The following is an 18,062-nucleotide window of genomic DNA, read 5'->3' as shown; positions in this document are numbered from 1 at the left end:
GGTCTGGCCCCCTGGTGTTCCGTCATACCCGGCGCAACGCCTTGCCGCAGCAGTGGTTCCACTGCCCGGTAAAAGCCTTTTGCTTCAACGCGGTTGGCGCGGAATCACAAGCTCGTCGGGGTGAGCGACGTTGAGATCGGAGCGCAACAGCTCGCCGACGAGGTCGGGATCGGCATGACGCGGATCGAGCAGGTTGACGCGGTTCTGCAGACGGTCACGGTCGGCGGTCAGCACCGCGACTTCCTTCTGCCGCTCCTCGAGCATCCTCTCGTTCTCGCTCCACGCAAGAACGCCGCTCGGCCCTGCGACGGCAAAGGCACCCATGACGAGGAGCGTGACGAGCGCCAGGCTTTCGGTCACGCCGTTTCGAGGCAGTTTGAGGTTGGGACGACGCCGCTTCATGGTTGCATCAGGGATCATATTTGATTCGACATTGCAAGCACGACACGGCCACGACTCACCGCAAATATGGCTCTGCCGCCCTGTGCCCTAGCCGCCACCTCCGTTGTAGCGCAGCAATGCAATTAACCATGTGCCACGCTGCATCCTGCCGCCAAACACTTGGGCATTCCGACGCCCGCGCGTGTCCTACGGGGCAATCCCGATGCGGAATCGGGCGGGCATTAACCGGTCGGCAGCACTTGGCGGTGCATGAACAGCGATCATCGGCGCGGGTGGTGCGCCGCGATCACGGGAAGGTTTCTGTCCAGCCATGCGTCGGAGTAGCTTGCGAGAAGGACTGGTGCGTCACGCCGGCAGGCGCCGTCTAGCGGTGTGCCGTGCCGGGTCGATCCGGATACTCGCCCGCCTGCTCGCTGACCGCGCCGGCAACGCCATGGCGATCGTCACGTTGACAATGTTCATGGTCATCACACTCGCCGGCCTCGGCACCGACATGTCGCGCGCCTACCTTGCAAAGACCAGCCTGCAGAACGCGTGCGACGCCGGCGTCCTGGCAGGCCGCAAGGCGATGGCTGCGACCGGTGCCTACAGCACGACCGAGACGGCCAAGGCCGTCAAGATGTTCAACTTCAACTACCACAAGGGCGAGACCGAGACCCAGACCCCGACGTTCACGAGCAGCGCCGACACCACCGGCCACGTCAACGGCACGGCGACGACGACGATGCCGACGACGCTGATGAAGCTGTTCGGCTATACCAGCCTGCCCCTGTCGGTGAACTGCAGCGCCGAACTGCAGATGGCCAACGCCGACGTGATGTTCGTCCTCGATACCACCGGGTCGATGGCCGACAACGCCGACGGCACCGCTTGCACCGGCACCTGCACGACATCGAAGATCGCTGGCCTGCGCAGCGCCATTCGCTCGTTCTACACAACAGTCGCCGGGGCGGTGACCGACAAGGCCAACACGCGCATCCGCTTCGGCTTCGTGCCCTATGCGATGACGGTCAACGCCACCAACCTCATATCCAGCGGCGTCTTGCCGACCAACAACTTCGTGGACAGCTGGCCCTATCAGTCCAAGCTGGTGAAGTTCAGCACCACGCCCACGTACATCGGCACGCCCGGGGCGCCGGTGAATTCGACCGAGACTTACGCGTCGGCCATCACGCAGAGCGACTGTACGAATTACCAGAAAAACGCCTACCCCACCGCGGGCAGCAATCCGGTGAACAGCGGGACCGCCCCCGCCAACACCACGTCGACGACGTATTCGGCCAAATCCTGGACGGCGACGAAGTCCGGCAGCACGACCGGCACTTGCGTGCGCAACAAGTCGGTGGTCACCACCACGTACGTGACGCGCTATCTCGCGACCAGTTATCGCTACATCCAGGACACTTACGACGTTCGTCCGTTCAAGGCCTACGACACGTCGGCGAAGACGTTTCCCGGCTTCAATGCCGTACCTGTCGCGACCGGCATCACGCTTTACGACGGGTGCTGCAATGCCGCCACCGCAAGCTACGTCAGCAACCAGCCGTCATCAGCGAACCCGTTCTACGACATCCGGGATCTAGCAACCGGTACGACCGCGACCGGAGCGATCGGCAACGTCTCGACGAGCAACACGACGTGGGGCGGCTGCATCGAGGAGCGCAGCACGCAGCCGAACCTGACCTGGACGACGATTCCGGCGAATGCCTACGACATGGACCTGACCAATGCGCCCAACACGTCGAACGACGCGACGCGGTGGCGCCCGTACCTGGCCGACCTCGAATACTGGCGTGGGTCCTATACGACCTCGGTCGACACGACCACGGCGACATCGACGCAGACCAACTACTGCCCGCAGCCGATGATGCAGTTCACGACGGTCGACACCAACGATCCGAAGACCGTGCCGTCATGGCTGGACAGCTACGTGAATACGCTGGTGCCCAATGGCGGCACGTATCACGACATCGGCATGATGTGGGGGACGCGCCTGGGCAATCCGCTCGGCATGTTCTCGGCCAACGTCAATGCCGGCAGCCTGCCTTCGGTAAGCCGGCACATCATCTTCATGACCGACGGCACGATGCAGAACTATCCCAGCAACTACACCGCCTGGGGCGTGACGCAGTACGACGGCCGCGATGCGCCCACCTCGACCGCGGACACCACCCTGGTGAACTATCACAACAACCGCTTTCTCGCGGCCTGCACCATGGCCAAGAACATGGGCTACACCATCTGGGTCATCGGCTTCGGCCAGACCTTGACCACGCAGATGAAGTCCTGCGCCACGGCCAACCGCGCCTACTACGCATCCGACACCTCTGCCCTGACCACGACGTTCCAGTACATCGCCGGTCAGGTCGCCGACCTGCGGATCAACAAGTGAACCAGCGGCGATCCTTCCTCGCCGGCCTGCGGCGCGACCGGCGCGGCGTCACCACGCTCGAATTCGCGCTGGTCGCGCCGGTGCTGCTCGGCGTCATGGCCGTCGCGATCGAGATGGGCCTGGCCTATTACGTCCAGGTCGTGCTCACCGGCACCATCAACGCCGCCGGGCGCGCCTCCTCGCTCCAGTCCGCGCAGAGCAACAACACCATCGACGCGCAAGTGACGACGCGCATCCACCATGTCGTGCCCTGGGCGACGGTGACCCCAACCCGGCGCAACTACCAGGATTTCAGCAACGTCGGCCAGCCCGAGGACTTCACCGACACCAACAAGAACGGTGTCTACGACAAGGGTGAGTGCTTCAACGATGCCAATGGCAACGGCGTCTGGGACGCGGACATGGGCAAGACGGGTCTCGGCGGCGCCAACGACGTCGTGCTCTATACCGTGACCGTCACTTATCGCCCGCTCTTCAAGCTCAACTCGGTGCTCGGCCTGCCCACCAAAATGTCCGCATCCGCCAGCACGGTCATGCGCAATCAGCCTTTCGCTACGCAGGCGACGCGCACCGTCACGAAGATATGCACCTGATGCCGCCGCGCCTGCCGCCCCGCGCCATGTCGCGCCTGCGCCGGCTCGTCCGCCGGCTGCGCCGCGATACGGCCGCGATCACCGTGGTCGAACTCGCGGTCAGCATGCCATTCCTGATGCTCATGGCGCTCGGCTCGATGGAGATGGTCAATCTCGGCATCCTCCATGTCCGGCTCAACCAGCTGGCGATTTCCGTCGCCGACAACGCCTCGCGCGCCAAACAGTCGGTGGTCGGCGGCGCGCCGATGTTCCGCGAATACGACGTGAACCAGGTCTTCACCGGGGCGGCGCTGTCGGTCGAGGATCTCAACTTCGCCACGAACGGCCGCGTGATCCTGTCGAGCCTCGAAACCAATTCCTCGGGCGGCCAGTGGATTCACTGGCAACGCTGCTGGGGCAACAAGGCCTATGCCTCCCGTTACGGTGTCGAAGGCACCGGCGCCACGGGGACCTCGTTTGCCGGCATGGGACTCGCCGGCAACAAGATCACGGTGGAATCGCCCTATGCGATCATGTTCGTGGAGATCGCCTACCAGTACAAGCCGCTGTTCTTCGGCTCGCTGTTCAAGAGCAAGCTGATCCATAAGGACGCGGCGATGTACGTGCGCGACGACCGCGACCTGACGCAGATCTACAACCCTTCGCCCACCGCGACCGTCGCCAGCTGCTGATCACGGCCACGAAAGGCGTCATCGACAGGATGCGTCCGGCTGCGATCCGGACGCGCCCTGTCGATTGTTATGGTTGCGTCAGCGGGCCGGCGCCGGGCACGGCAGGGTGACGCCGACCCCCTCGATGCGCGCATTGCGCAGGCTGACGGCGAAGCCGGATTGCGCCCCCACGCGCAGCGGCTCGCCCACCGCCTCGACCGACGCGCCTTGGGTGACGAAGCAGCGAAGCGGGATTTGCACCGTGCCTTCCTTGCCGACAGGGAGCGCCACCAGCAGTGGCGTCACGTCGAGGCGCTTGCCCGCGAACGCGACGGTGACCGGCGCCTTTGCCGGGGCATCCACCCGCAAGTCGAGGCGCAGCGCGAAGCTTTCGTCCAGTTGCCGGTGCATCGACACCGCCGGCCCGTTGATCGCGAAATCGCCCGCACCGCTCCAACGGAACTGGCGCCCGTCTTCCTGGGCGGCAATGTCGACGCTGCGCATGGTCACGGCATTGTCGAGCCCCAGGCGCCAGGGATCGAGGACCTTGCCGCTGCGAATGAACACGTTGTCACTGACCGCGGCGCCGAGATCCATGCGCGGGTCTTCGTTGACCGGGCCAACCCTGGCCGGCGCCGCATAGGACAACCCGTGGCCTGCGGGGAAAAGCGGCGCGACCACCGGCGAGCGGGCATCCTGCGGCCATGCGAACGGCAGGCGCCCGGTGAAGTCGCGCACGGCCTTGCCGCCGCGCCCGGCGACGAGGACGTCGGCCACACCCTCGCCCTGCGAGCCGGGAAGCCAGGCGGCGACGAAGGCATCGGCCAGGTTCATTTCTGCGCCGACGAACAGCGGCCGGCCCGAGAGGAACACCGCCACGACCGGCACGCCCCTCGCCTTGAGCGCGCGCAGCTGGTCAAGCTCGCCTTCTCGCGGCACGAAGGCCACGTGCGCGGCATCCCCCTGGAACTCGGCGTAGGGCTGCTCCCCGAACACGAAGACCGCCACGTCGGGCCGCGGAGTATCGGCGCCAAGCGCCGGAGCGATGGTGCCCTCGCCACCCGCAGCCCGGACGGCATCGACGATGCCACGCCCGATCGTGCGCCCCTTGGGAAAATCGGCTGCCGTCGTGTCGGTCCCCTGCCAGGTGATCGTCCAGCCGCCGGCCTGCATGGCCATGTTATCGGCACCCGGTCCGGTCACCAGCACCTTGGCGCCCGCGCGGATGGGCAGGACGCCATTCTCGTTCTTGAGCAAGACCAGTGACTTCGCCACGGCTTCTCGGGCGATGGCGAGGTGTGCATCGGCGCCGACCTGCGCCGGATCGCCGCGCGACACCAGCGTGGGGCCCATCAGACCGAGCTTGAACTTGACGCGCAGCACGCGGCGCACGGCATCGTCGAGCCGGGCCATGGGGATCGTGCCGTCGCGCGCCTCGCGCAAGGTGCTGTCGAACAGCCCCTTCCAGCTGTCGGGCGCCATGAACAGGTCGAGCCCTGCGTTAATCGAGGCGGCACAGTCCGTGGGCGAGCACCCGGGAACCTGGCCATGGCCGTTCCAGTCGCCGACCACGAGGCCACGGAAGCCCATCCGGCCCTTGAGCACGTCGGTGAGCAGGCTGCGGTTGCCGTGGTTCTTGGCGCCGTTCCAGCTGGAAAAGCTGGCCATGACAGTCAAGGCGCCGGCATCGATCGCGGCGGGATAGCCTTGAGCGTGGGTGCGCACCAGTTCCGCCTCGGGGATCTGCGCATCGCCCTGGTCCTTGCCATCATGCGTGCCGCCATCGGCGAGGAAATGCTTGGCCGTCGCCGCGACGTTGAGGGGGCCGAGCGGCTTGCCGGGGACGAGCTTGCCCTGCAGCCCGTCGACCATGGCCCTGCCGTAAGCGGCGACCAGCGCGGGATCGGCGGCATAGCCTTCGTAGCTGCGGCCCCAGCGCAAGTCCTGCGGCACCGCGAGCGTCGGCGCGAACGTCCACTCGATGCCCGACCCGGCGATCTCCGCCGCCGTCGCCGCGCCGATGCGCTGGACGAGGTCGACATCATGCGCGGCGCCCAGGCCGATGTTGTGCGGGAAGATCGTCGCACCGGGCAGGTTCGAATGGCCATGCACGGCATCGACGCCGAACAGGATCGGCACCCCCGCCCCGGCCTTGCGCGAGGCGGCGCGATACTCGCCGACCAGCTTGGCCCAGGTCGCGGCATCCGCGCGTTCGTTGCCATAGGGGCCGCTGTTGCCACCCGCCAGGATCGAGCCGAGCGGATAGCGGGCGAGATCAGCCGGCGTCATCGCGCTGATGTCGCCCTGGATCACCTGCCCGACCTTCTGCTCGAGCGTCATGCGCGCCATCAACCGGTCGATCGCCTTTTCGGTCGCGGGATCGGTGATCGCCGCCGGGCTGTGCGCGATCGGCCAGGCCGCAGGGTGCGCCGTCGCGGCGGCGTCCTGCGCGTGGCTTGCCAGAGGCATCGCCAGCAGCGTTCCGGCGAGAAGGAGAGCGACACGGGTACGAATTTGGGCAGGCATGTTCATCTCTTCCCCATACGCGTCGCTCTGTCGGCGACGTGCCATCCATCAAAAACAAGATATGAGAACGTTCTCATGTGATCGTTCTCATGGATGAAGGCGGAAATCAAGCCATCGTTTTCCGGTCGTGCCGCGGCCAGCGGACAAGCAGGGCCGCCGCGCCCAGCGCCAAGACGGCCAGCAGGTGGAACAGCCCGGAAAACCCGATGCGCGGCACCAGCATCACCGTCAGCGCCGGGGTTAGCAGCGAGGGCAAGGTATTGGTCAGGTTGAACAACCCGAGATTGCGCCCGCGCCGGGCACCATCGGGCAGGACCCGCAGCGTTTGTGCGCTGTGCAGGGCCAGGAATACCGATGTCGCCACGCCCAGGCCCAGATAGCTTGCCAGCGCCTGCGCCGGGGTTTGCGACAAGCCCATGCCGACCAGCGCCAGTGCGGCTACCAGCGCGCTTGCGATCAGCGGCGCGACCGGGCGGCCATGGCGATCAGCCCAGCGCCCGGCCAGCAACGCACTCGGCGCACCGAGCACGACGGCGAGCGTCAGCACACGGGCGATCCCCGCGGGTCCGAGCATCGGATCGACGCTGCGCAGCCACAGGTAGAGATAGGCAAAGAGCAGGGCTTCCGAGATCTGCACCATCAGACGCGCCAGCCACATTCTGGTCGCCATCGCCCCGAGCCAGGCCTGCGTGACCTGGCGTTCGACCCGGACCGCCGCAACGGCAGGCCGGAAGCCGCCGTCCTTCCCAAACAGCAACAGCGGCGCGAGGCACGCGGCGACCAGCAACACGACGACGGCATGGCGGGCGAACCCGCTCGCTGCCGCACTCGCAATTCCGATCTGGGGCCCGAAATAAGGCATCGTCACCAACGCGCCAGCCAGCGCGCCCGAGGCAGGCGCCAATGCGAGCAAACCGCCGAGCAGGCCCTTGTAGCCATCGGGCACCTGATCGCCGGCCCAGGCCGATAGCGGCCCGATCATCATGTTGACGCCGGCCTGCCAGGCCACCACCAGCGCACACAGCCCCCACAAGCTTTCGACCCGTGGCGCGGCCAACAAAAGCGTGGACGAGACGACCAGCCCGCCCAGCACCCACGGGCGCCGCCGGCCCGAAAGGTCGCTGAGCCACCCGAAGGCGATATTGGACAGGCTCGATGCGACGGCCCCCAGCAGCGTGATCAACGCCAGCCAACCGACGGCCTGATTGCCCGCCAGCCGCTCGATGCGAACCGGCAGCAGCAGCGTCAGGAACGGCATGTAGGCGATCACCGACCCCGCCCAGGCCAGCGCATAAAAGGCCAGGAAGCCGCGCTCGGCGCGACCGGCCGCTTCAGGTCGCACGTGGCGCCGGGCCGGTCGATGCGCGCACCTCGAACCCCATCGGGATCAGCACCGGCTCCGTCGGCATTCCGCCGTCGCGCTGCGTGGCGATCAGCAGGCGGACTGCGGTCGCCGTGGTTTCCGCGATCGGCTGATCGATCGCCGTCAGCGCCGGTCGGGTGAAGCGGACCGGCGGCGTATTGTCGAAGCTCACCAGCGACAGCGCATCGGGAATGGCAAGGCCAAGATCGCGCGCGACGTCGGCGGTGGCCAGCGCCATCTGGTCGTTGCTGGCGATGATGGCAGTCGGGCGCCCCGCTCGGTCCAGCAGGGCCCGCGCCGCCTTCGCGCCCGAGGCATAGGTGAAATCGCCTTCGGCTAGCAGTCCGTCGACCGCATGCCCGGCAGCCGCGAGCTCCGCTTCCCAACCCGCGACGCGCCTTGCAGAGAGCGCGTACTCCGCCGGCCCGGCGATGAAGCCGATGCGCGCATGGCCAAGCTCGAGAAGATGACGCGTGGCGATGCGGGCACCGCCCTCGTCGTCCATGGTGACGACGATCGTGCCGGGCAGGTCGTCGCCGGCCGCATCGGCCTGTGCGCCGATCCGCGCCAGCGGAATGCCGTGGTGGGCCAAGGTGCGGATGATCTTCGGATTGTCCGAATGCGGGGGCGTGAGGATCGCGCCATCGGGCTGGAGCGCGGCGATCGCAGCCGCCAGTTCGCGCTCGACATGGTCGTTGTGCGTGTCGACCAGCTCGAAGATCAGGCGATAGCCCTGCTCCCCGCATTCCAGCATGCCGCCCAGCAGCATCTGGTCCACCCAGTCCGTGCCCTGGCGCGCGCGCCAGTCCGCGATCGTGCGTTCCCGATCGTTGAGCGCGAGGATCAGGTACGATCGCGATCCGCTCATGCGCTGCGCGGCGATCGAGGGCACGTAACCCAGCCGGTCGATCGAGGCCTGGACCTTGTCGCGCATTTCGGGCCGGACATTGGGCTCGTTGTTGATGACGCGGCTGACCGTCTGGAGCGAGACGCCCGCGTCCGCCGCCACGTGCCGGATCGTTACCGCTTGCCGCCGACGCGCCATCTCGTGTCAGTGTCCCTTGCCACCTGCGGCGCCATTGCCCGGCGCTGCCCTATCCGCTGGGCCGCGCTTTTGCCATACCTTGACCCAATCGACCTGCATCGTCTTGGGAAAGCCGGCCTTTTCCACGCCGCCGAGGTTGCGCCCCTCGGGCAGATGCCCACCGATGGCAAGATTGAGGATGAGGTGGAACGGCCGGTCGAACGGCGCACCCGACTTGTCCGAGGACAAGGTGTGCCATTCGTGCGGCTCGCGGCGCTCGTAGAGGCGACCATCGACGCGCCAGACGATGCCCGTCTCGTCCCATTCGATCTCGTAGACGTGAAATCCGTCGATCGCGCCGTCGAGCGGGGTATCGGTGCCGATGTAGCGGTTGCGCGGCGGCTCGCCGCCGAAATGGATCGTGCCGAGCACGCGGTTCTCGACGCCGCCGGCGCAAGCCGCGCACGGCGTACCGAGATTGACCGCCTCCATGATGTCGATCTCGCCCGACTTTGCCCATGGGCCATAGTCCCAGCCTTCGGGGAGCATCCAGATCGCCGGCCAGGTGCCCTGCCCCGTCGGCAGCTTGGCGCGGACCTGCACCTTGCCATAGCGCCACGCGGCATGCCCGGCCGTGGTCAACCGCGCCGAGGTATATTCCCCGGTGCGCGTGGCCGCGCGCTTTTCGGGCGTGGTGCGCTGGTCCGCAGTCCAGGCCGGCCCCGTGTGCGTCTCGGCCCGCGCGGTGATAGTCAGCATGCCATCGGCCACCGAATGGTTGCGCGCATCGGGCGTGTAGCACTGTCGTTCCGCGTTGCCCCCGCCGAAGCAGTCGTCCGCCAGGGTCCAGTGCGAAGGGTCGAGGCGATCACCGTCGAACCCATCGGACCACGCCAGCGTCCAGGCTTCGTCTCCTGTCGCGGCAGGCGCCGCCGTCGCGACCTGTGGCACCAGCACGGCCGCCAGCAGGGTGGAGAGGGCATGCCGCACGATCACGCCGCCACCGGCTGCTGTGCGCCACAATAGCGCGCGACGTAGTCCCCATGGGCCGGCAAGGCGGCGACGGTGCGCGCGACGGACTCGCGCACGGTGCGCAGCAAGTGCTCCAGTTCGTCCTTGCGCAGCTTGGCCGCCACGGGGTGATAGCTTTGCGGCAGGATGCCTTGGCCCATCATGACTTGGACCCACGAATTCTCGGCGAACAGCTCCTCATTCTTGCGGAACACGCGACCGGTCTCGCGGAACAGGGCGATGCGGTGGGCGAGCGTATCGGGCACCTCCATCGCCGCGCAATGGCGCCAGAACGCGCTGTCGCGGCGGTCCGTCGCCTTGTAATGCAGGATCAGGAAATCACGGATCTGCTCCATGTCGAGCAACTGCTGCTCGTTGAATTCGGCGATGTCGCGCGCACTCACGCGGCCGGCGGGCAGCATCCGGGCGATGCGCAGGATCGCGCGCTGGATCAGGTGGATCGACGTGCTCTCGAGCGGCTCCATGAACCCGCCCGACAGGCCGACCGCCACGCAGTTGCGGTGCCACTGCCGGCGCCGCGCCCCAGTGCGGAAGCGGATCGGATTGGGCCGCACCAGCTTGTCCCCCTCGACGGTATCGAGCAGCCGCTGCAGCGCGGCGTCGTGGTCCAGATAGGCGCTGCAATAGACGATGCCGTTGCCTTGGCGGTGCTGCAGGGGGATGCGCCATTGCCAGCCGGCATCGTGCGCGATCGCGCGCGTGTACGGCAAAGGCGCACGCACGCTGCCGGTCTGGATCGCAATGGCGCCGTCACAGGGCAGCCAGTGCGTCCAGTCGTCATAACCCGCGTGCAGAGCTCCCTCGATCAGCAGGGCACGAAAGCCGGTGCAGTCGATGAACAGGTCGCCCGCGATGCGCCGCCCGTCTGCCAGCTGCAGCGCGGCGATGTCGCCGCTCACCGTATCCAGTTCGACCGCGGCGATGCGTCCCTCCACGCGCGTCGTACCATCGGCCTCGGCCATGGTGCGCAGGAACGCGGCATAGCGCGCCGAATCCAGCTGGTAGGCATAATTCATCGTGTCGTCGGGCAGATGCGCGAAGCGGGCGGCCTCGGCGGCTTTCAGTTCGAGACAGTGCTCGCCATAGGGCACGTCATACCCCTGCGTCAGCGCATGCAGCCAGAAATGCTGGAAACCGGCCGACCAGTGATCGCGCCCCGTGCCACCGAACGAATGGAAATAGCTCTCACCCGCAACGCGCCAGTTCTCGAAGCTGATGCCCAGCTTGAAGGTAGCCTGCGTCGCGCGCATGAACTCGGCCTCGTCAATGCCGAGGATGCGGTTGTAGGCGACCAGCGGCGGGATCGTGCTTTCGCCGACGCCGATCGTGCCGATCTCCTCGCTCTCGACCAGCGTGATCTCCGCCACCGCCCCCAGCGTGCGAGCGAGCGCGGCGGCCGTCATCCACCCGGCCGTGCCGCCGCCCGCGATTACGATGCGGCGCGGGCCGGCAAAGGCAGCGGGCTGCGGCGTCGGCGGGGACCAGGTCATTGCGTCAGGCTCCTCAGCAGGAATTGGTGGAGGCGGGCAGCGCTGGCCGCATCGATCGGCGCCAGGATGCCTTGCCCTGCCTCGGGCACATGCGCGCGGGCGTCAGCGCCGCCGGAAAACACATAATGCTCGAACATGGCGCGCCAGGTGGCCCGCTCGTTCTCGGGCAAGTCGCGGATCGCCATGATCGCGTGAGTCAGCGCCGTCTGGGGCTGGCCGAGATAGCGCGGGGTATCGCGCCACCAGTAATTGACGAGGACGTTGAAGCGATCGAGCGCCTCGACCTGATGATACCAAAGGGAGGGGATGAACAGGGCATCTCCCGGCGCCAGCTCCGCCACGGACGCGCTGGCCAGTGCCTCGCGTAACCTGGGATACCGTTCGAAGTCGGGACGCTCGAGGTCGGGCAGCGCGATCGGGCGCCCCGCCGGGGTGATGTCGATCGGGCCAAGGTAGAGGTTGGCGAACTGGTCGGGCGGGAACAGCGTGAAGCGTCGCCGGCCCACGGCGCAGCACGCCAGATTGCGCGGAAAGTCGTTGTGGGCGGCGATCTTCGTGGCGTTGCCGATCCAGATTGAGGCCAGCGCCGCCTCGCGCCCCAGGGGCGCCGGATTGGCCGCAGTCAGTCCATCGAAGAACTGCGCAATGTCGATCGAGCCAAGATAGACGGTCGGCACAAGGGCCGGATCATGCGCCTCCGCCGCGTCGAAGCCGGCCATGATGTCGGCAAGCCGCCCTTCCCCCATGCGGAAGTTGATCGCCATCGCCTCGTCATAGGCCAGCCGCCCGCCCACGGCGGGTTCGGCTACCGAGACCGGAAGATCGACGGGCCGCGCGTGATCGACCAGATGCGCGCGCGCCGCCCGTGGCGAGGCAAGGCCCGCCTGGACCAGCGGCCAGTCCTGCACCAGCCCCCGCACGATGAACGGACGATCCGCGTTCTGCACCCGCGCCATCGCCTCCTCGGCGGACAGCGCGATCACCGGCGGCAAAGCGGGACGCGTCGCCGCGGTCTCAGGCACGGCGGTTCTTGCGCGCGATGAGATCGCCAAAGCGGCCGACCGAGGCCACGGCCATGAACAGCGGCAGAAGATGGCCGTCGGCGTGCAGCTCGCCAAGGGCTGCGGCGTCGAGTGCGCGCAGGCGGTCCTCGTCGATGATGTGGAAGCCGACCAGCTGGTGCTGCGTCCCATCGGCCAATGGCACGTCGAGCGAGAATGGCTCGAGCAGCCGATGCCGTTCGAGCGCGGCGAAGAACGCGGTCGATGCGCGATAGCCGGCATCGAGATCGCCGAGTTTCTGGGCGATATCCTCGAGATAAGGGCTGGCATGACCGGCTGCATCGAAAAGACGCACGCCATCAGCACCGTCGGTGACGAGACGCGGGCTGGCGAGATCGACGTGGACCTGCGTTGCGGGGCCACCGGGCTCGGCGCGGCCGATCAGGAAGGGCTGCACCGCCTGCGCCAGTGGCTTCCACGCCGCGTCCCAGCGATCTGCGTCGAGGAACAGGTTCTCGCCATTGTCGAACCCGAACAGCGCCAGGGCGCTGAAGGTCCCGCTCTCGAGGTCACGGCGGAAGACGATGGGATAGTGCGCCTGCGCCTGCCGGAATTCGGCCGGCATCACCAGGCACGCCATGACCGCGTCGCCCAGCTCGGCACCAGCATCGGTGCGCACGCGAAGGTCGCGGTGCGCAAGGGAATCGAGGACATGATGCTGGTTCATGATCGGGCAAGGGCTCCATGGGCGGCGGCGCGGCCCGGTTCGAGGGTATCAAGATAGGCGCGATGCGGCGGCAGCGCCGAAGTGAGGGCACGGGTGCGGCGGGATACTTCGCCAAGCGCGCGACGCCCTTGGGCCAGGCTTTCGTCGCCGACGCTGCGGCGCGGCGCGGAAAAGCCCATGCCGTAAAGGACGAAAGCATGGCTGTGCGCGAAGAATATCTCATCCGCGTGGGGAAAATCTGCCGGCCCCGGCGCCTGGTCGCGCCACAGCTCGACCATTGCGGCCAGTCGCGGCGGCACCGTTTCGGGCGCGCGCTGCGCCTGCCAATACGGCTCGGTACGGCGCGACAGCAGGTAATGCAGCTTGAGAAACTCGACGATGCGTTCGAAGCGATAGGTGAACAGCGCGTTGAACCGCTCGGCCAGGAACGGCATCGTCGCGCGCCGCTGCGGAAAACTCTCGACCAGCGCGCGTAGCGACAGCTCGATCATGACGATGGCCGATGCCTCGAGCGGCTCGAGGAAACCGGCAGACAGCCCGATCGCAACACAGTTGCCGGTCCACGGCGCGGCGCGGTACCCGGTCGGGAATGCCAGCCGGCGTGGCTCGATCGACGCAGCATCCGCACCGGGAACCGCGCGTGCAACGTAATCCCGAAGCGTCGCGAGTGCCTCGTCGTCGTCGCAATGGCGCGAGGCATAGACGCAGCCGATCCCGCGGCGGTTGGGTAGTCCGACGTCCCAGATCCACCCGGCCGCATGGGCGGTCGCCACCGTCGCCGAAGCGACCGGGCTGCCCGGCTGGACCGGCACCTGCACCGCCAGCGCGCGATCGTTTAGCAGGACATCGCTGCGATCGACGAGGGGGACGCCGAGCGCCCCGCCGACGAGCAGCCCGGTCAGGCCCGAGCAATCGATGAAAAGGTCGCCCGGAATGGCCTCGCCACTGGCCGTCACCAGCGACGCGAGCGTGCCATCGGGCCGTGGCGATGCCGGGGTGATGCGCTCGCGGCGGTGAATCACCCCGAGGCGCTCCACGGCATGGCGGGCGAGCAGCGCGGCAAACTTGCCGGCATCGAGATGATAGCCGTAATTGAGCGCACCGGCGTAATCGGGCATCGCGACTTGCCGCGGGGCGAGATGATGCGCCACGGCCGCATCCTGCGCGGTCAGCGCCGCGGCAAATCCCGAAGCGTCATCCGCAGCCCAGGCGGCGACCAGATCGGCGAGCTCGGCCTCGCGCGGGGCGGTGAATGGGTGCAAGTAGGCATCGGCGGCGCTACCGTCGGTCCAGCCGACAAAGCGGGAGCCCTGCTTGAAGCTGGCATCGCAGGCGGTGAGAAACGCGGCTTCGTCGATGCCGATTTCGGCCAGCGTGCCACGCATCGTCGGCCAGGTGCCCTCGCCCACGCCGATGGTGGGAATGTCGGGCGCCTCGACGAGCGTGACCTCAACCCTTTGGCCAAGGGCGGCAAGACGGGCGGACACATAGCAGGCCGAGAGCCAGCCGGCGGTGCCGCCGCCCAGGATCACGATCCGCCGGATTTCCGCCTCGCCCATCGTGTCCCTCCCTCCGGGCCGGTTCATTCTTGTTGTTATCGCCTCATACCCGCGCCGGGGTGCGGGGAACAAGCCGGACGATTGGCCGTCGGCCGACTTGTTCCACCGCGAGGGAGCAGGTTCAAGCCATCCGCATCAGAAATTGACGCGGAAGCCGGCGGCGTAGCGGGCGAAGCCGGGCGATGCGAACGACACGTTGTTGTCGCTGCGCAAGTGGCCGCGACGGCTCGACCCGGTCAGGTTGATGGCTTCGGCAAAAACCGTGTAGCCCTTCTTGAACTCCCAGCTCGCGCTGGCGTCCACCTGGCCATAGGCCTGGACATAGAACGGGTTGGGACCCGTGCCGGCCAGGAACTGGTCGCGCCAGTTGTAAGCGACGCGCGCCTGCAGCCCGTTCTTGTCGTAGAACAACACCGCGTTGGCACTGTCGGACAGGCCGGTCAGCGCGAACTGCGTGACGCTCGAGGGCAGCGCGTTGTTGTACTTCGCATCGCCGCGCACGACCGTGTAGTTGAGGATCGTGCCGAAGCCGGTGTCCCAGAACGTGTGCTGGATGGCGAATTCAAAGCCATAGAGGTGGGCCGTCTGGGACGAGTTGACCGGCGTGGTGATCTGGAAGTTGACGGGGTTGTCCTGCGGCGTACCGAGGATCTTGCCGGTGTAGTTGCCGGTCGCGGGATCGAAGCTGTCGACGATGACCGAGCCCGGATAGTTCGCGAAGATGTAGTTGCGAATGTCGGTCGTGCTGGCATTGGCGCCCAGCGCGGCGACGGCGGCGGCATAGCGCGGGCCGCTGGCGGGATTGGTCAGCCCGAACGCGGTCGAGTCGATCCGCGACGAGGAGATGAAGTTCTTCACCCGCTTGTCGAAGAAGCCGATCGAGAGGTAGCTCGAACGGTTGTAGTACCACTCGGCCGAGACATCGATGTTCTTCGACAGGTACGGGTTCAGCCCCGGGTTGCCCTGGCTGCCGAAGCCGCCGCCGATGCGGAACAGCTGGTCGAGCGTGCGACCACCCTGCATCGAGGCATAGTCGGGGCGCGTGATCGTGTGGCTGTAGCTGGCGCGCAGCTTGAGGTTGTCGGTCGGCGCCATGTCGAAGTCGAACGCCGGCAGCCAGTTGTCGTAGCTGCCCTTGAAGGTCGTGAAGTCCGAATTCGGCCCGTAGACCAGGTTGAACTCGTTGGCCGAAACCCACTGGGTGCCGGTGGGAATCGGCACGAGCGCCGAGGACGTGATCCGCGTCTTTTCATAGCGGATGCCGGCGCGCAGGTGCGCGGGGTTGTCGAACAGGTCGAACTGCATGTTCGCCTGGAGGTAGGGCGCCACCGTCCGTTCGCGGATGCGGCGATCGACGGTGAACTTGGACAGGCAGTTGCCGTCACCGCCGCAGATGCCGTTCAGCTTGTCGAGGAAGCCGACCATCTTCTCGAAGTTGAAGGTGTAGAACTTTTGCAGCATCGCCGGATCGCCGGCACCCGACAGACCCTTGAACTTGTCGGGCAGCGACTGCAGCGTGAAGAAGTCGTCAGGCATCTGCGCCTTGGTGGTCGACCCGCCCCAGGTGTCGTTCTGGATGTAGCCGTAGGCCGAACGCACCTTGTTCTCGATATAGGTCACGCCGAAATCGAGGCTGTCGAGGATCGAGTTGTCGAAGTCGTAGCTGCCGCGCAGCTGCGCCTCGTTGATCGTGTCCTTGAAGTAGGCGTTGCGGAACGCGTTGCCGGTCGCCTGGATGTTGCCGGCGTTGAGCGCGTCGCTGCCGGGGTACATGTCGACCGAGATGATCGGCAGGTCGTTTTTGTAGTTGACCGTCTGCTGGCGGATGCCGAACACCGCCGTGCCGACCGACGTGCTGGTGCCGTAAGGGTTGTTGGCGCCGGATTCGGCGGTCGAGTGGTGACCGTCGAGCTCCAGCGTCAGGCCGCCGGGGCCATCCCACTTGAGGTTGCCGCCGATCGACTTGTTTTCCGAACGATTCTCGGTGAGCGATCCCGAGTAGGACAGGTCCTTGCCCTCGTTGGCGCCGAACTTTTCCGAATAGAAGATCGGACCTGCAACCGGACCGTTGGTCCAGGCGCTCGATACGTCGTTGAAGTTGAACCAGATGCCGACGTTCGAATTGCGCACACGCACGGTGTTGCGCGAATAGGTGTAGTCGAGCGTGGCGGTCAGCGTGTCGGTCGGGCGGGCCTGCAGCACGACCTGGCCATTGAGGCGCTCGCGATCGATGTCATTGAGGTCGTAGCTGGCGTTCTGCTGGACCTGATAGACATCGTTCGGGCCGGGGCGATTGGTGATCGCAGCATATCGCGGATCGCCCTGCATCGGCAGCGAACCCCAGTTGTTTTCCGAACCGAGATAGCCGTCGCGCCAGCCGACGTTGGCCTGGTTCACGCTGGCCTTGCGCTTCTGCCACGAGCCCGCGATCATGATGCCGAGGCGGTTGTCGGCGAAGGTGTCGGACACGATGCCCGACACTTCCGGCGTGATCGGGCTGCCCTGGTTGCGCGAGGAATCCAGCACGCCCTTGACCGCAAGGCTGCCGGCAAGGCCGGGCTTGTCGAGCGGGTGCGGCGTCTTGATGTTGATGGTCGAACCGATGCCGCCGGTCGGCAGCGAGGCGCGGCCCGACTTGTAGACTTCGACGCCGGCGATGCCTTCGGAGGCAAGGTTGGCGAAGTCGAACGAGCGGGAGGCCGGTGCGCTGGCACCGTCGCCCAGCGACGAGGTCGGCATCTGGCGCCCGTTGAGCAGCACGAGGTTGAATTCGGGACCGAAGCCGCGGACCGTGACGGTCGAGCCTTCACCGTTCGAGCGGTCGATCGACACACCGGTGATGCGCTGGAGCGATTCCGCGAGGTTGGTGTCCGGGAACTTGCCCATGTCTTCGGACGAGATCGCGTCGACCACGCCCTGCGCGCTACGCTTGATGTCCATCGCCTGCTGGAGCGATGCGCGAATACCGGTGACGACGATGGCGTTGCCATCGACATCGGCCGATTCAGCGGCCTGCGCCGGCGCGGCCTGCTGCGCCAGCGACGCGTGGCCCGACAGCGCGATCGCTACGGCGCCAAGACTGGCAGCCGAACGCGCGAAACGGCGCAATTTGGGTGTCGACATATCCTCTCCCCCTGACAAATCACACGGCGTCACGCGCCGCTTGTGAACGTTCACCTAAATGAGAACGTTCACCTCGTCAAGATGAGGTCGCCGGTCCGGCTACGCTTTGGACACAATTCCCGCATCAGCATGCACGTTAGCGCAACCATCCGCGCGCAGGGCAGCGCACGAGCGGCGCGT

Annotated in this window: 13 protein-coding genes; 3 read left to right on the top strand and 10 right to left on the bottom strand. The window is 66.8% G+C overall.

What is annotated here, in order from left to right; genetic code table 11:
* Positions 1–84 precede the first annotated feature (84 nt).
* A complete protein-coding gene (locus tag V7Q48_RS01065; RefSeq protein WP_333835728.1) occupies positions 85–402 on the bottom strand; it encodes an FtsB family cell division protein in 318 nt (105 codons plus the stop codon).
* A gap of 370 nt (positions 403–772) precedes the next feature.
* On the opposite strand from V7Q48_RS01065, the gene V7Q48_RS01060 reads away from it, so the two are divergent.
* Genes V7Q48_RS01060 through V7Q48_RS01050 form a run of 3 tightly spaced genes read left to right on the top strand, consistent with a single transcriptional unit; the run spans position 773 to position 4,058 of the window.
* A complete protein-coding gene (locus V7Q48_RS01060) occupies positions 773–2,794 on the top strand; it encodes a TadE/TadG family type IV pilus assembly protein (RefSeq protein WP_333835727.1) in 2,022 nt (673 codons plus the stop codon).
* On the top strand, positions 2,791–3,387 hold the full coding sequence (locus tag V7Q48_RS01055; protein WP_333835726.1) for a TadE/TadG family type IV pilus assembly protein: 597 nt from the start codon (positions 2,791–2,793) through the stop codon (positions 3,385–3,387). The genes V7Q48_RS01060 and V7Q48_RS01055 overlap by 4 nt, the downstream gene beginning before the upstream one ends.
* Complete coding sequence (locus V7Q48_RS01050; RefSeq protein ID WP_333835725.1) at positions 3,378–4,058, top strand: hypothetical protein; 681 nt, start codon at positions 3,378–3,380, stop codon at positions 4,056–4,058. Before V7Q48_RS01055 ends, V7Q48_RS01050 begins: the two co-directional genes overlap by 10 nt.
* A gap of 78 nt (positions 4,059–4,136) precedes the next feature.
* Here V7Q48_RS01050 and V7Q48_RS01045 read toward each other — a convergent pair whose 3' ends face one another.
* The 9 genes from V7Q48_RS01045 to V7Q48_RS01005 form a co-directional block, all read right to left on the bottom strand.
* Entirely contained in the window at positions 4,137–6,563 is a 2,427-nt protein-coding gene (locus V7Q48_RS01045) for a glycoside hydrolase family 3 protein (RefSeq protein WP_333835724.1), read from the bottom strand.
* Between the two features lie 106 nt (positions 6,564–6,669).
* Positions 6,670–7,905 carry an MFS transporter gene (locus V7Q48_RS01040; protein ID WP_333835723.1) on the bottom strand — a complete coding sequence of 412 codons (1,236 nt, stop codon included), beginning with the start codon at positions 7,903–7,905 and terminating at the stop codon, positions 6,670–6,672.
* Complete coding sequence (locus V7Q48_RS01035; protein WP_333835722.1) at positions 7,895–8,971, bottom strand: LacI family DNA-binding transcriptional regulator; 1,077 nt, start codon at positions 8,969–8,971, stop codon at positions 7,895–7,897. Before V7Q48_RS01035 ends, V7Q48_RS01040 begins: the two co-directional genes overlap by 11 nt.
* 6 nt (positions 8,972–8,977) lie before the next feature.
* Positions 8,978–9,946 carry a glycoside hydrolase family 16 protein gene (locus V7Q48_RS01030; protein ID WP_333835721.1) on the bottom strand — a complete coding sequence of 323 codons (969 nt, stop codon included), beginning with the start codon at positions 9,944–9,946 and terminating at the stop codon, positions 8,978–8,980.
* Entirely contained in the window at positions 9,943–11,472 is a 1,530-nt protein-coding gene (locus tag V7Q48_RS01025; RefSeq protein WP_333835720.1) for a tryptophan halogenase family protein, read from the bottom strand. The genes V7Q48_RS01030 and V7Q48_RS01025 overlap by 4 nt, the downstream gene beginning before the upstream one ends.
* Positions 11,469–12,494 carry a cupin-like domain-containing protein gene (locus tag V7Q48_RS01020; protein WP_333835719.1) on the bottom strand — a complete coding sequence of 342 codons (1,026 nt, stop codon included), beginning with the start codon at positions 12,492–12,494 and terminating at the stop codon, positions 11,469–11,471. The genes V7Q48_RS01025 and V7Q48_RS01020 overlap by 4 nt, the downstream gene beginning before the upstream one ends.
* Positions 12,487–13,200, bottom strand: coding sequence for a SapC family protein (locus V7Q48_RS01015; protein WP_333835718.1), 714 nt, complete (start codon positions 13,198–13,200; stop codon positions 12,487–12,489). Before V7Q48_RS01015 ends, V7Q48_RS01020 begins: the two co-directional genes overlap by 8 nt.
* The gene (locus V7Q48_RS01010) at positions 13,197–14,759 is read right to left on the bottom strand and encodes a tryptophan halogenase family protein (RefSeq protein WP_333835717.1); all 1,563 of its coding nucleotides are present in this window, start codon (positions 14,757–14,759) and stop codon (positions 13,197–13,199) included. The genes V7Q48_RS01015 and V7Q48_RS01010 overlap by 4 nt, the downstream gene beginning before the upstream one ends.
* 135 nt (positions 14,760–14,894) lie before the next feature.
* Entirely contained in the window at positions 14,895–17,882 is a 2,988-nt protein-coding gene (locus V7Q48_RS01005) for a TonB-dependent receptor (RefSeq protein WP_333835716.1), read from the bottom strand.
* Positions 17,883–18,062 lie beyond the last annotated feature (180 nt).

Origin of the sequence: Novosphingobium sp. (assembly GCF_036803765.1) — a bacterium.
Classification (GTDB): Bacteria; Pseudomonadota; Alphaproteobacteria; order Sphingomonadales; family Sphingomonadaceae; genus Novosphingobium.
Note: the sequence above shows the minus strand (reverse complement) of the source record. Positions and strands in the feature narration are given on the sequence as shown.